Source organism: Paenibacillus sp. P4_A7 (genome assembly GCF_056402455.1).
Window position 1 is genome coordinate 12,352 of record NZ_JBFUHJ010000021.1, and the last position, 14,609, is coordinate 26,960.

The 14,609-nt window shown below is 40.8% G+C and carries 9 protein-coding genes and 1 pseudogene; 7 read left to right on the forward strand and 3 right to left on the reverse strand.

Translation table 11 applies throughout. From position 1 onward, the window contains the following. Positions 1-4: 4 nt before the first annotated feature. The 5 genes from AC1DWN_RS05525 to AC1DWN_RS05545 all read left to right on the forward strand — a co-directional run bounded on the left by AC1DWN_RS05525 (position 5) and on the right by AC1DWN_RS05545 (position 8,519). Positions 5-898: a carbohydrate ABC transporter permease gene (locus AC1DWN_RS05525; RefSeq protein WP_477557922.1), complete on the forward strand. Its 894-nt coding sequence runs from the start codon at positions 5-7 to the stop codon at positions 896-898. A gap of 34 nt (positions 899-932) precedes the next feature. Next, the gene (locus tag AC1DWN_RS05530) at positions 933-2,510 is read left to right on the forward strand and encodes an extracellular solute-binding protein (protein ID WP_477557923.1); all 1,578 of its coding nucleotides are present in this window, start codon (positions 933-935) and stop codon (positions 2,508-2,510) included. A 69-nt stretch (positions 2,511-2,579) separates the two neighbouring features. Further along, positions 2,580-5,774 carry a hypothetical protein gene (locus AC1DWN_RS05535; protein ID WP_477557924.1) on the forward strand — a complete coding sequence of 1,065 codons (3,195 nt, stop codon included), beginning with the start codon at positions 2,580-2,582 and terminating at the stop codon, positions 5,772-5,774. Positions 5,775-5,820: 46 nt separating this feature from the next. Further along, a complete protein-coding gene (locus AC1DWN_RS05540; protein WP_477557925.1) occupies positions 5,821-6,870 on the forward strand; it encodes a LacI family DNA-binding transcriptional regulator in 1,050 nt (349 codons plus the stop codon). Positions 6,871-7,229: 359 nt separating this feature from the next. Further along, the gene (locus AC1DWN_RS05545; protein ID WP_477557926.1) at positions 7,230-8,519 is read left to right on the forward strand and encodes a Gfo/Idh/MocA family protein; all 1,290 of its coding nucleotides are present in this window, start codon (positions 7,230-7,232) and stop codon (positions 8,517-8,519) included. A gap of 219 nt (positions 8,520-8,738) precedes the next feature. Here AC1DWN_RS05545 and AC1DWN_RS05550 read toward each other — a convergent pair whose 3' ends face one another. Then, positions 8,739-9,800 (reverse strand): S-layer homology domain-containing protein, encoded by a 1,062-nt coding sequence (locus AC1DWN_RS05550; protein ID WP_477557927.1) that lies wholly within the window; start codon positions 9,798-9,800, stop codon positions 8,739-8,741. A 168-nt stretch (positions 9,801-9,968) separates the two neighbouring features. Then, a pseudogene (locus AC1DWN_RS05555) lies at positions 9,969-10,297 on the reverse strand (DUF6463 family protein). Between the two features lie 494 nt (positions 10,298-10,791). Between AC1DWN_RS05555 and AC1DWN_RS05560 the strand changes: the two are divergent. Further along, positions 10,792-11,058 (forward strand): hypothetical protein, encoded by a 267-nt coding sequence (locus tag AC1DWN_RS05560; protein WP_477557928.1) that lies wholly within the window; start codon positions 10,792-10,794, stop codon positions 11,056-11,058. 81 nt (positions 11,059-11,139) lie between these two features. On the opposite strand, the gene AC1DWN_RS05565 is transcribed toward AC1DWN_RS05560, so the two are convergent. Then, positions 11,140-13,386: an AraC family transcriptional regulator gene (locus AC1DWN_RS05565; RefSeq protein ID WP_477557929.1), complete on the reverse strand. Its 2,247-nt coding sequence runs from the start codon at positions 13,384-13,386 to the stop codon at positions 11,140-11,142. A gap of 222 nt (positions 13,387-13,608) precedes the next feature. On the opposite strand from AC1DWN_RS05565, the gene AC1DWN_RS05570 reads away from it, so the two are divergent. After that, entirely contained in the window at positions 13,609-14,559 is a 951-nt protein-coding gene (locus tag AC1DWN_RS05570) for an ABC transporter permease (protein ID WP_477557930.1), read from the forward strand. Positions 14,560-14,609 lie beyond the last annotated feature (50 nt).

Genomic DNA, 14,609 nt, shown 5'->3' on the forward strand with positions numbered 1-14,609 from the left:
TGTCATGAAAAAAAATTCTTACAAAATCAAAGAACCAATGGGAGATCGGGTCTTTCTTTCCGTCGTGTACATCATGTTGGCTATTATTGTACTGGCTATGCTCTATCCCTTTGCTTACGTTGTGTCTGTGTCTATTAGCGATCCCGCAGAAGTCATTGCGGGGAAAGTTAGTTTTTTTCCAAAAGGTTTTGACATAGGTGCATTCAAGACCATGATAAACCATCCTATTTTTTTCACGGCATATAAAAACACGATTGTGTATACTGCCCTGGGGACGCTTTTCACCTTGTTTTTCACAGCAATAACAGCATATCCACTTTCCAAAGATAAGTTTCAAATGCGTGCATTTATGTCCAAGGTGTACATTATAACCATGTTTTTTGGTGGCGGTATGATCCCTACCTTTCTGGCTTATAAGTCCCTGCATATATTAGACACCATTTGGGTTATGGTTCTTCCGGGGGCATTGTCCGCTTGGAACATTATTCTCATGAGAACCTTTTTTAGGAATATACCGGAAAGCCTAAGTGAATCTGCTTACATTGATGGGGCCACTGATGCTCAAATATTAGTAAAAATCATTTTGCCACTTTCCAAGCCAATCCTGGCAACCATCGGCTTATTTACAGCTGTTGGCATTTGGAATGGATATTTCGATGCGTTGCTTTACTTAAATGACACCGAAAAGTATCCTTTGCAGATGATTTTAAGAAGTATTTTGGTAGCTGCAACCTTCAATCCAAGCGAAAAAGACGCTTATGCTCAATTAAATCACTCGGCAACGGAATCTTTAAAAATGGCATCCATTGTCATCACTACCCTTCCTATTATGTGTATTTATCCTTTTATACAAAAGTATTTTGTCAAGGGCATGATGGTTGGCTCGATAAAAGGATAATCCAATATTATTTACTAAAAAGGAGAGATTGGTCATGAAAAGATTTTTGGTCTTATTTGTAGCTATCATTATGGTGTTTGTTACGGGGTGCAGCAGCAAGCCAAGCGAACCTACCAAAACCACAGAACAGTCACAGACAGCAGACCCAAATGCCGCCACACAAAAAATTAGCGAAGAACCAATTGAAGTTACTTGGTTTTTCCAGGCTAATACCCCATACACTGGCGACGAAGAAATTTTTAAGACAATTCAAAAGTACACAAATATTAAAATCAAACCCGTTACCGTTGCCCGTGCAGACTATACACAAAAAATGAATACCATGTTAGCAGGTGGATCACTACCAGATTTGATTACGTTATCAAGAGATAATGCGGATCGTTATGGTCCACAAGGAGCATTCTTAGATTTAACGCCTTATATGGAATCAGGGAAGCTTGATAATTACAAAGAGATGTTGGAAAAATATCCACCTGCCATGGATCTGACTCGTTCGCCTAACGGCAAATATTATGGCGCCCCAAGAGTGTATGATGTGCCATATCGTGCCGACGAAGTTATGTTGGGCAGGACTGATATTTTTGCAAAACACAACTTATCCACGAAGTTCGAAACCTTTGACGATTTATACAGTACCTTAGTTCAACTGAAGAAACTCTACCCAGATTCTTACCCCTATTTTGTAAGATGGGGCACGTCTCACTTAATAGGTAACCAAGCTTACTTTAGAGGAACGAACACCTCTTTCCATCTTGACCCAGATCAACAAAAATATTTATTCGGTCCAGAAAGTCAAGCCTACAAGGATACGTTGGTTTACTTGAATAAATTGTATTCCGAAGGCTTGTTAAATCCAAACTTTGCTACGATTACAGATGATGAATGGAATGAACTGTTAGCTACAAACAAAGGTTTGGTGACCTTTGACTACCCACAAGTTGGCGACGAGATTGTTCAACTAATGGGAAGCAAAATTCCACAGGGCTTTGAATTTACGGCTATGCTTCAACCTGCTTACAATAATAAAAGAGTTGGTACCACTGTTTTAAGCGGCTATTTCCAAAGCTACAAAGTGATTTCAAACCAATCTAAATACAAAGATGAATTGGTTAATTTGCTGAATTGGATGTACARCCCAGAAGGTATCGATGCACTGCAATTTGGTATCGAAGGCGAGTCTTTCGAAAAGAATCCCGATGGTACTGTGAAATTTTTGAAGGATTTTCAAACTCCTGCTACACCAAATGGTACCATCAAAAATACGGGGCTAAATACCCAAGAACTTTTCAGTGTTGTAAATCAAGCTGCTATTAATACTTTTGAGTTAAATGGTGCTGCCATGAAAAAATCGGTATCATTTTTGGAAGAAAACCAAGCCTTTGGCAAGGCAATCTTTGATGCAAAATTTAGCGATACTAATGCAAAAAAAGAATATACCGACCTCAAAACGGCTATTGATACCTATGTAGAGGAAGCTTCGGTAAATGTGATTATCGGTAAGCAAAGCATTGATACCTGGGATTCAAAAGTTATACCTCAGGTTAAAAAACTTGGCTCTGACCGAGCTCTGGAGCTAATCAATAAAGCATACGACGAGACTTTTAAGAAATAATGGACATAACTTAAGGTGAACATAGGAGCGTGATGCTTTCACGCTCCTTATGTTGATTAGGAGGAAAGTATGTTTAGCAAACTGACCATTCAAGACTATCCGGAACCACCCCATATTAAACCTGGAGATTCCTTGCATTGTGATTTTATACTAGATGATTTGGATTTTATCGCCAAGAACGATTTCAAAATCATGTTAAAAGGCGAATATGCCATGCACCCCTCTTGGATGACAGAGGGAGGGTACCCCTATTTATATCGAATGGTTGATGACTGTCTGTCTCCAAGTGATACCCATCATAGTCAGTTTTGTTTGCATTTAGAAGGAAAAGGTGAACCCTATCGAAAGCGTGCCTACTATAAGTTCGTAAAACCTGAACACGCTGGAAATCAATTTACCTTCTCTATCTATGCAAAGGCAGATCATTTAGAAAAGAATGACACAGCTGATTTGGAAATTGTTTTTGAAAAGCGGATGATAAAAGAAGGGGTAAACAAGGCTTCCATCAGTTTAGACCCTGATGAAGTGATTATCATTCCTATAGAAGAAGGAACTTACCCTTGGCAAAAGATTGAGAGAGATTTTGTTTTAGAGGATAATGTGGCCTCCATTTTGGTTTATATCCAAGTAAAAGGATGCCTTGGAGATCTTTACTTAGAAGACCCATGCTTTAACGGTAATTTCTACTGTGAGCAGAGCTATAATTATTTGCCTTCGTTTACCATGTCTGATCCTTATAATGAAGAAATGAACTGGTTTGGGGAGAATCTGTCCAAAAAAGAATGGGCAAACCTAAAAATTAAAATCAACAATGAGATTTGCTTTGACGGCGAATTTTTTCAACGGTGTTTACGGTTTTCCGAAAAAGAATTTAAAATAGATAAGGATTTATTGAAAATAGGTAAAAACACAATCAGCATCACCAATCAAGCCGATTATTTTATGCCCCACCCTTACTGTGTTAAATCTTTATATTTGCTATATCAAGAGGCAAAAAACTTAACCATAGTTGGTTGCAATGATTGTATACCGCTGCATACACAAGTACCCATTATGGTTTACCTAAAAAACCAATCTACCGTTACCGTAAGCGCCGATGAAAACCTGATTTTTGAAAAGGAACATTCTTGTAAAAAGGGTTTTAACGTAATCAATTTTATGGCTACAGCCCACCAAACGAATTTCAAGATCAAATTAAATTGTGGTCTGGAAGAAGAAACGATTACCATTACACGAACAATAGAAAAAAAAGATGACAATGTATTAACAGGAACCTCAGACGCCATTTTTATTAGTCAAGATATAGAAGATTTTGATGAGTTTTTTTGTTGGTACTTAAACAACCGTTTGGGGAATTTTATATCCTTACGGCCTGTTTATCGATGGACTGGAACTAGGGAATTAAACCAAGATTTTTGGGCGCACCTTGTCAAAATCTTTACGGAGTACCGCTATCATTATTGCCACATTATTGATGGGCGCGAGCTTCCAGGTATGAATGCAAACCCAACGAAAGAAATGCTAAATGGACCTTATTTTATTGGAAATCAAGGACACGAAAGAGACGGTGCCTTCTATTATTGGGGTATTGGGCGGGGCGCTAAATTTGCTTTTTTTGACGAGCTCATGGAGCGGTTTATAGATAAAATTGAAGATGGAAAATATTTAACGCCTCCTATTTATGCACAAAATAGAGTTTTTTCAGGTTATAATCCTGTGAAGCCAACGGACATGGAAGAGGCGGCTGCACAACTTGTTGAAAACGTTCGCTATTCGTTAAACGGCGTGAAAAGACATTCGGGTCCAAGCACGCTGTTTAAGTATTTCTACGAGGGTGGCTTAGAAAGTGCAGGCAGTGAATTGATGTATGGCCCTCATGAAATCATAATCGCTGCCCAGAGGGGAGCGGCAATTGCATACAACAAAAAAGATTTGTTGGCGCATTTGGCCGTTCAATGGTCAACACTGCCTCATGACACAAAAGAACGTTTTAGAAGGTATCAACTTTCTTTATTTGTTTGCTATACACATAACATCAATCACATCAACACAGAAGAAGGACTTTGGCATATCGAAAGTGAGATGGCATTTTTCGATCGATTTTCCGAGGCTTGTCTTGGGCATTTACAAGTGCAAAAAAACTTTGCCCATTTTGTAAACACCCATACAAGACCCACAAAAATGGTTGTCCCATTTGGTTTTTTACATGGAAATAATGATGCTTGGGTATGTTTTACAAGACCCAATGCATTCGGACAAATCGGGGATAAATGGAAATTCGACCATATGGAGGAAAGTTGGGATTTGCTGAAAATCTTCTTTCCGGACTCTGTATTGGGTGCTATTTATCGATATCCATGCGAAAACAAACCACAAGGATTTTATTCCAGAACCCCCTATGGCACGGTGGATATTTTACCCATAGAGGCTCAGCCAGAAACTTTTCAAAACTATAAAGTGCTTGCATTCTTAGGTTTTAATACGGCTACAGATCAACAGTTTCATAAGCTCCTTGAATTTTGCAACAATGGTGGCACGGCAATTCTGACTTGGGCTCATCTTTTCACCACAACAGATCGAGAAGAAGCTTTGAATGGAACAAGTGGCTTAATCGAGAAGGGCTTAATGGAAAAGGTGTTGGGGATAAAAGATTATGCTTATCCTGAAAATGTTGAGAATCCTAAAAAAATCATGGAATTTACATTGCAAGATACAGCAACGGTAGTCAAATTACACCAAGGCAAACCATTCATCATTCAAAACACTGTAGGCAAAGGGAAAGTTATCTTTATCAATTCACAGCACTATCCTGCCAACCCAGCCATTCGAGAAGAATACCAATCTGTATTAGAACAAACCGCAGAGGAAGCTTGCAAAGATGAGTATGAGAAAGGGTATATTGTTGGTGATGATACCGTTAACTTTACCGTGTTTGACCGTGAAGATGGGCTAAGAGTAATCTACTTACTAAACATTGATTGGTGGAGTGACAAAGAAATTGCCAAGGCTACATTGAAATGGAACAACAAAACATTTGAAATCAATGTTGAGCGTGAAAAAATCAATATCATAACGTTATCCGAATCAGTTGGCATCCTATCACGGGATTTTGACACAGAGGTGGTTTCCATCCAAGAATCCATGGGTGAAGCTGCCATTCGCCTGCAAGGGTATGGAACTGCGTCCATAGAGGTGCTGACAAAAGACATACAAGAAGAAACAATTCAGATTGATGGCTTTTATGAAATGAAACTAAAAACGTGAACGTCAAATAACCCCCACCACAGGGAGGCCACGAGGAGGTGTCGAATTGCCGACATTGAAGGATATCGCCGATCGGGTCGGGGTATCGATTTCCACTGTATCGCGCGCGATCAGTAATGATGCGGCTCGCCCTGTAAGCAAAGAGACGAAGCGCAAGGTGTTAGAAGTAGCGAATGAGATTGGCTACGAAATAGAGGAAGAGCAGACACCGCAGGCGAAGAACCTGCAACATCCGCCCGAGAAATCGATAGGATGCATTATGCCGCAGTCGTTATTTGATTTTCATCCGTATTTTACGGCCGTTTTGTCCGGCTTCCGCAAGAAGATGCACGAGCTCGGGCGCACTCCCGCGTTCTTCATGTCGATGGAGGAGATCGGAAGCCCCGAATACCTGCGCTCTTTGATCCGGGAAACGGGGGTGAAAGGCATAGTTGCATTCGCCTGGTACAATAAGGAGCAGTTCGAGGTCTTGCAGGAAGAAGGCGTACGTGTACTCGGCGTCAGCCTGAACTTCGAAAACGTGTCCGTACCCGTTGTCGACTGCGACCGCATATCGGCCGCCCGTGCTGCCGTCAGGCATCTGGTTGCGCAGGGACATACGAAAATCGGATTCATTGGGGGACCAACGTTCTCTAGAGAATTGGAAGGAGATGAGCGATTTTTAGGCTATAAGTTTGGCATGCTCGAAGCGGGATTCGGGTTGAATGGAAGTTGGATAATAAATGCCAATTGGAACGTTGATATGAGCTACAGTTTAATGTCGGACATGCTCGTACGGTTGAAGGAGGATGAGAGGCCGACGGCAATGTTTTGCGCAAGCGACGCACTGGCGATTCCCGCACTTCGCGCCGCCTCAGAGAAAGGCTGTCGCATTCCTCAGGACATCGCGTTCGTTGGCATGGATAATATCGAATTCGCGCAGTATACGTCGCCTCCCCTGACGAGCGTACAAGTGCCGAGAACGCAAATCGGCGAAGTAGCTGCCAAAACGCTGGTTGATTACCTTGAAGGTCACTATTCGCTACCGCTCAAAGTGCTGCTGCCGTTTGAGCTCGTGCTGCGGGAATCGTCGTCTTTCATAAAGATGGAATGCTGAACGACAATTATTCTTGGAGTAAAATAATCATTTTTCGTTAAGACTCTATCACTCTGTGCAGTTTTAACCATTTACCTCCATCTACATTACCCTTGGTGACAGCGACGACCTCTAAACGCAGTTCAACCCAGTTGGGTGGACCGCGTTAGAGGTATTTTTATGAAAAAACAGGTTATATTCCAGCAGCCTTATGCAAATTTGGATCCAAAGAAACCGTTGACACGTGGTGTTTGCTCCAAATATGATAGCCTTATTAAAGGGAAGTTGGCACGAAAAATGAATACGTTCTGACCGATACACCAAATGAAAACTGACTGGTAAATAAGTTTCAAGTAGAGATGACAAGGAGAGGATCAAACATGAAGCAACTGACAGCCATTCTGATCGGAGCGGGTGCGCGCGGGGCAGAAAGTTATGCTCCGTATTCGCTCTATAATCCGCACGAACTCAAATTTGTCGCCGTAGCGGAAGCAGACCCCGAACGGAGGGCAAAGTTCGCTGAAGCCCATGCCCTTCCGGCGGAACGAGTGTACAAATCGTGGGAGCCGCTACTGGCGGAGCCGAAACTTGCGGATATCGCGGTCATCTGTACGCAGGATCGAATGCATTTCCACCCTACAATCTCCGCGCTGAACAAAAAGTATCATGTGCTTTTGGAGAAGCCGATGTCTCCCGATCCGAAGGAATGTCTTGAGATGGAGAGGGTCGCCAAAGAGAACGACAGATTGCTTACAATCTGCCATGTGCTACGTTACACTCCGTTCTGGAGCACGATCAAGGAGCTGATTCAAGGGGGGCACATCGGCGAGGTCGTTTCGATTCAGTTGAACGAGAATGTCGGCTACTGGCATATCGCCCATAGCTTCGTCCGAGGGAACTGGAATAACTCCGATCATTCGAGTCCGATGATTCTCGCCAAGTCTTGCCATGACATGGATGTCCTATCATGGTTGATGGATCAGCCGTGCACGAAGATAAGCTCGTTTGGTTCGCTGAAACATTTCCACAAGGGAAACACGCCGGAAGGGGCTGCAGAACGGTGCCTCGATTGCTGGGTTCAATCAGACTGTCCTTATTCTGCGCCGCGCTTTTATTTGAGTGATCAGTTCAAGGGCTGGGCGAGACATTTTACGCAGGATCTTTCGCAAGAAAAGATCGTACAGGGATTGCGAGAGACGAACTACGGTCGTTGTGTCTACACGAGCGACAACAACGTGGTTGACCATCAAGTCGTCAACATGGAGTTTGCGAACGGAGCAACGGCTATCTTCAGCATGTGCGGCTTTACCTTCGAGCAGGAACGGCGCATCCAAATTATGGGGACACGAGGGGAACTGCGCGGAGAAGGGGATAAAATCACTTTGTTCGATTTCCTTACTCATAAGAAAATGGAAACCACCATTGCCGTCCAATCCAGCGGCCACGGCGGAGGCGATACCGGCATCGTCAGCAGCTTCCTAAATGAAGTGAGGAACTACAAAGGCCAGGAGAGCTTGACATCCGCATCCGCTTCGGTCCGCAGCCACTTGATGGCGTTTGCTGCGGAAGAGTCGCGTCTGAACGGGGGTAAGGTGATCGATCTGAACGAGTATGCCGATACTCTTTGTTCCATAGATCCCAGAAACCATTCAGTTGAAATCAGCCTCTAACCTCATGTGCGGCATGATGTAACCACATCATCAAAACCCTTGATATACCAGTAAAGACGGGCTTCCTGAGGGAGCCCGTCTTTAGCGTTGTAGTTGGTTATAGTGCAGGTCCTATTAATATTTTTACTGGGCAGTATTGACGATTTGCCTATGATACAGACATTAGGCATTCAGTGCAGCGAAGAAGCGACAAGTCTGAGGCTTTCTTCCTTCTCCTTATTATTGATCATCTTCTTGGTAGATCGCATAAATCTTCCACTTGTTATCTTCCATCTTCTTCATGTAATACAATCCATCGTTGGATTCCGTTAGCGTGTTTGAATCACTTCTACTCCAATATGTGAAACGGTAAGAGCCGCCCGTAGATTCCACAATTGCAAAGCGGTCCGATGCAAAAACAACGTTCAGTGTGCGGGCAGATGCCTCGTACTTCTCTATCGAATAACCTTCCCTTACAATTTCCTGTAACTCGCCGGCATATGCCTGATTCGCAATCAATTGGAATGCGGTAAAATGCTGATCGTATAGGTCGCTATGGCTAAGAATTTCTCCGGTATTAATGGCGTGTATTTCTGTTTCATCAGCAGCGGAGATAATTGACTTCAACGCTTCCTCGCCCGGAAGATCGCTCTTCTGAATATCAAGCGCGCGTTGCAGCATAACAACTGCTTCTGCCCGTTTCGCGTTGGCAAACGGCACAAATCGATTCCATTTCACGCCTTGCACAATGTCTGCCTCATAAGCATCTATAATGGACTGCGTGGCATAATAAGATGGAACGTCCTCAAACGGATGCGAGGTTCCTCCGCCAAATTCGACCGTATCGTCAAAAGCCCGGACAATCATCGTCGCAATGTCTCCGCGGTTAATCGGCTTGTTAGGTTCAAACGTTGTGTTACTCACGCCGTTAACAATGCCAAGAGAGCTTGCGATCCGGATCGGCTCATAATACCATTTGTCCGCCGGAACATCAGAGAATGTCTTGCCGGTCTGTTTGCTTTGCAAGCCGAGAGCACGTACAAGCAAAGCAACAAATTCAGAACGAGTAATCGATTTTTCAGGTTTTATCGTAACTTCGCCGTTTGCTTCCTTGTAACCCTTCATCAAATCAGACACCACAAAATTATCCAGCTCGTCATACGCCCAATGGCCTTCTATATCATTTGGAAAATACATATCTATATTTGACTTTTCAGTTGCTCGAACAGTCTGCGTTTGCAAAGGCAGAAACGAAACGTTTGCAATGAGCAAAGTGATCGTAGCGATTACTAACTTCTTCAATATTACTCTTCCTTCCTCTTGATGTCTTTTTCACTAAAGGAAGGATAACAGATCGAACAACTTCGAACTAGCGGGAATAAATGGGAGACAATTAGCTGAAGCTAACTGTAATAATCGCAGCGTGATCCGAGAAATGATTATTTGGGATTCCTTCAAATTCCTGACTGCTTACTTATTGCGCTTGGCTAGAATGATAATGATGGCTTGCGGGAAAAACAGCCAGATCCCCGATACGGGCATTAACGCGCAACCAATAACGGCGAAGATGAGTAAGTACCACCCGAAAATAGTTGGCAGTGCTTGATTGCCTTCTTTCTGATATTTGTGAAAAATATGCCCGAGAATCATCCAAAATAAACCAATTGATAGGAACCAAACTATGGCGTTCCGATCTGGATCATTATTCATTTGATCAAACCATCTTGCGCAATGAGGCCTAATACTTCCCAACCTATGAGTAAACCAACGACATTATGGATAACCCCTGTCGCGATCAACTCAGTGGTGAGAATACTGGGGAAATTGCAAAAATTCTATCTCTTGAAATTATTAAGTTAGAAAATCCCTTCTATTATATATACGTGGTTTTGTATATACCAGAGTGCTATTGTTACCTTTCTCGTATTATCAAAAAGGTAACGGGAAAAGTAACAAAAATAACGGTCGGACTTGAATTTAGACGATGATAATTTCTGTTCAAGTAATAATAAGATCGGTAGATAGAGAGAAGTTCATCAACGAACAAGCACTAGCACAAATGAACAATGGGCGGCATGATGTAATAGGCTGAAAAGCCTGTAACATCAAGGGTTTCCCGAGAGGGAAACGCCGTTTGACCACATAGTGTTAAATTAGAGGTTTCTCATGAGTTCATAGAACTTATGGGAGGCCTTTTTTTGCATAATGATTTGGTTTAGGAACTGGTTTAATTGAAAGAAGAATCGAAAGGCGGTGTTATGGATGAGTGTGAACCGCGATGAATTAAATACGGATGATTGACCAACTACCTGATCAGGACGCTGTTGAAGTCCTTGATTCTATTGGATATCTGAACCTAAAGCTTGAAGCTACGCAAGGATTAGATGTAGAGCAACTTGCTATAGATGAGGGCTTTATTCGGCAAGTTGGGCAAAGCCGTGAGGATCGACAAGCAGGACATGTTTATGGTCAAGAAGTGAGGCTCGATTATCTTCGTGTGAAGGTGGAGGGGATACTTACGAGGATCCGGATGCGACGAACCATACGTTCAGATCTGTGAGAGGCCCATGCAATTACGCATGGGCCTACTCGATTTAGTGTTGTGCTGATTTTAATCAACATGCTAACACTTTGTGTATTCTCAAACATTTTTTATTTTCCTATAATCGCTTGGGGTTATACCCGTACTACTCTTAAATATACGATAAAAATACGAACTGCTAGTAAAGCCTGTTTTTTCAGCTATATCAACGATGGTGTATTCGGAAGTCTTCAGCAGCTCTTTGGCTTTATTCAACCGCATTTCGCTAATTATATCAGATAGTGCATTTGTGGTTAATTGTTTATATAACCGGCTCAAATAAATTGGAGACATCGTGAACTCGTCTGCAATTGAATTCAAGCACAGATTAGAGTTGCTATAGTCTCGCTCAATAATTTGATGTACTTTTCTAATGAGATCATCTTGTTTTGTATTTCGTTTCTCTTCGAGTTTTTGACTTATTTCTTCAAATATCTTGAAATACGAAGTGTGGATCTCTTCAATGGTCTCAACATGATTTGGTAGTAAGAACGTTGTGTCGAATTCGGGAATCGTTAAGATCGCATTGTTCTTTTTTAATGCTTTTAATACGTTATTAACTGTAAGTGCTAAATGCGATATTACAAGTTGTACAACCGTGAAAGAATATTCTGAGATTTCTCCTACGATATCCATATAATAGCTTCGGGCTTTATCCATATTTCCGGACATCAAGGATTCAATGAACTGTTTTTCTTTGTGCACGGGAAACATATATTCTTTGGATTTTAAGTCCATAATATCATCCGAAAAGAGAACACTACCGTGACCTTTGAATAAGCGATGGAAAGAAGCCTCATGTACTTGATTGTAATCTGAAATGCATTGTTCAATCGATTCTTTCACTGGACTAAAAGTAATAGAGATGGATAATTTTAAATGTTTGGTGATTGACAATTGCATATGCTCTGCCATTTCAATCAGCGATTCCCGTTCCATTTTAATAAGCGGTTCTTGGATGTTGAGCACAAGTAAAAGACTGTCATCCCACATATCAATGGCTTCGACTTGAAAGATCGGTGATGCAATTTCCATACAAACGTTCATTATGGCGTATCTGATCAATTTAATATCATCTTTGTATTGGTCGAGGACTGTGGGGAACTGATCGATCCTTACCAAAACAATCAACGATTTACTATTAACCATAAGACTTGAATTAAAGTATTGTAATTTTTGTTGCAAGATCTCAGCATTATTCGTTTCTCTACCTAGAATCGTATTTCTCAGGAAATCCTGCTTGAGAATATGGTGATGATCACGCCTTTCTATTTCCATGGTTTTGAACTTACGGATGACTTTATCAATCGGGCGATATATACCATGGGATAAAGTTAACGAAATCAACAATCCTAAGAGAAGAATGCCAAAGCAGATATAGAGTGTTCGATACCGCATTTGACTTAGTTCATGATTAATATTGCTATAAGGGGTAATGCGAACATATCTCCAGCCTAATTGATCGGGTGAAGTAAATGTTATCAAAGATTTAATTCCATCTACTCTGTCTACAAAATAAGTAGATTGTGAAGTATCCTGAATAATTTTTTGTATATAGTGTTTATCCGACATATCGGTTAACATCGGTTGAATGTCATTACTGGAGTACAATATTCCGTTCTGATTAATGATAAACGTATTCTCTTCATTTAGCTCTTTCTCCGCCTGATCTATTCGCAGACCTAACCATGATGCCGAGATATTGACAACTACCGCTGTATTTAAATCTTTATTATCATCAATGATGCTGTAACACAAGTAAGTGTAGCTTGATACGGGAGTGCTCTCAAGCGAACCGATGTTATAGGTTCTGGGGATCGGTTGGAAGGGACGATGATCTTTATAGTTCTTAAAAAGGTCTAGAATTCCCTTATCATCAAGTTCAGACTTCAATTGAATACCGTTTCGTGCATTATTGGAGCTAATATAGAACTGATTGGATTTCGCATTATATACATAAATTGATTCAATAAATGGTAAGGAAGCGCGATAGTTATCAAGTTGTTGTTGTGCAAAAATGCGGTCATAGATATTCAAGTTCGCATAATACCTTATTTTGGATACCGCTGGATCATGGTAAATCTGGGTGGACAGTGAGGTAACCGTTTCTGTCAAATTGGATAATTCCGCTTTAATTTGATCCAGACTATTAGAATCGGAACGATAAACTTGTTTAAGTACGATGTTTTCGAAGTTCATATATAGAATAGTTGAAGTTATCAAAAGTGTAATAACAACACATCCAATTGAGCCAAAGAGTATTCGGATATAAACTTTCTTATGTTCTCTGGACCACTTTTTCATCATTATTTGAAACCCCTTTCAGCGATGGTTTGAGTATACCTGATCAGTTGTGTGCTTTCAATTGAATTCATGCTTAAAATATCCAGAATAGGGTGAAATGTTGAAAGGATTCACGAAAGTACTTAAAGTTCACACTCTGAAAGTACTGAATTTACAGTAATATGCGACAAGGTTCAGTATATTATCGAATTAGTTTCCTCTATGATTTGKATGTAAGGATAAACAATGATTCTACTCAGGAGGTGGTCAGACTTGTTAAAGAAGAAAGGTTTTTTTTATGAATTAAATAAGAATAAAATCATGTTTTTGATGATAGCACCGACACTGCTTTTTTTCTTAATTAATTCATATTTTCCAATGGTCGGCGTCTATTACGCATTCACAAGTTATGATTTTGCAGGTGGTTTATTTGGAAGTCCGTTTGTAGGATTAGACAATTTCAAATTTTTAACGCAATCTGGAATTCTGTGGAAGTTGACGGTAAATACGCTTGGATACAATTTGGTCTTCATTATATTAGGAAACGTGATATCAATAATGGCGGCAATCCTATTAAGTGAAGTCCGAGGTAAGTTATTCAAAAAACTTTCACAATCCATTATGTTTCTACCCTACTTTGTTTCGTTTGTTCTAATTAGTGTTTTAGCATTTAACATGTTTAACTTTGAATCCGGTTTCGTTAATCAAGTACTGAAATCGTTAGGATTCGAAAAAGTAGATATATACAATACACCTTGGCTCTGGCCAATTTTGATTACAGTATTTTATATATGGAAGAACCTGGGGTATTCGATGGTCATTTATCTTGCATCCATCATGGGAATTAGCGATGACTATTACGAAGCTGCCAAAATTGATGGTGCAAATATCTTTCAGCGAATCTGGCATATTACGGTACCTATGCTGAAGCCAACATTTATTATTCTGCTCTTATTTGCACTCGGAAGCATTATGAAAGGCCAATTCGATCTATTCTATCAGCTTGTCGGGAACAACGGAACACTCTTTAACGTTACGGATATCGTTGATACTTATGTTTATCGATCGTTGAAAGTTAATTTTGATATTGGTATGGCAACTGCTGCTGGCTTGTATCAGTCCATCTTCGGATTTGTAATGATTATGACTGTGAATTATATCATCAAGAAAATTAATGAAGATTATGCATTGTTCTAAAATAGGGCGTTTAGGAAGGAGGGATTACATTGGATGACAACATTTTAAGT

Bases quoted from the DNA above. Each gene is read 5' to 3' on its own strand.
- AC1DWN_RS05525 (WP_477557922.1), top strand. From the start codon at position 5: ATGAAAAAAAATTCTTACAAAATCAAAGAACCAATGGGAGATCGGGTC.
- AC1DWN_RS05535 (WP_477557924.1), top strand. From the start codon at position 2,580: ATGTTTAGCAAACTGACCATTCAAGACTATCCGGAACCACCCCATATT.
- AC1DWN_RS05545 (WP_477557926.1), top strand. From the start codon at position 7,230: ATGAAGCAACTGACAGCCATTCTGATCGGAGCGGGTGCGCGCGGGGCA.
- AC1DWN_RS05560 (WP_477557928.1), top strand. From the start codon at position 10,792: ATGATTGACCAACTACCTGATCAGGACGCTGTTGAAGTCCTTGATTCT.
- AC1DWN_RS05565 (WP_477557929.1), bottom strand. From the start codon at position 13,386: ATGATGAAAAAGTGGTCCAGAGAACATAAGAAAGTTTATATCCGAATA.
- AC1DWN_RS05570 (WP_477557930.1), top strand. From the start codon at position 13,609: ATGATTCTACTCAGGAGGTGGTCAGACTTGTTAAAGAAGAAAGGTTTT.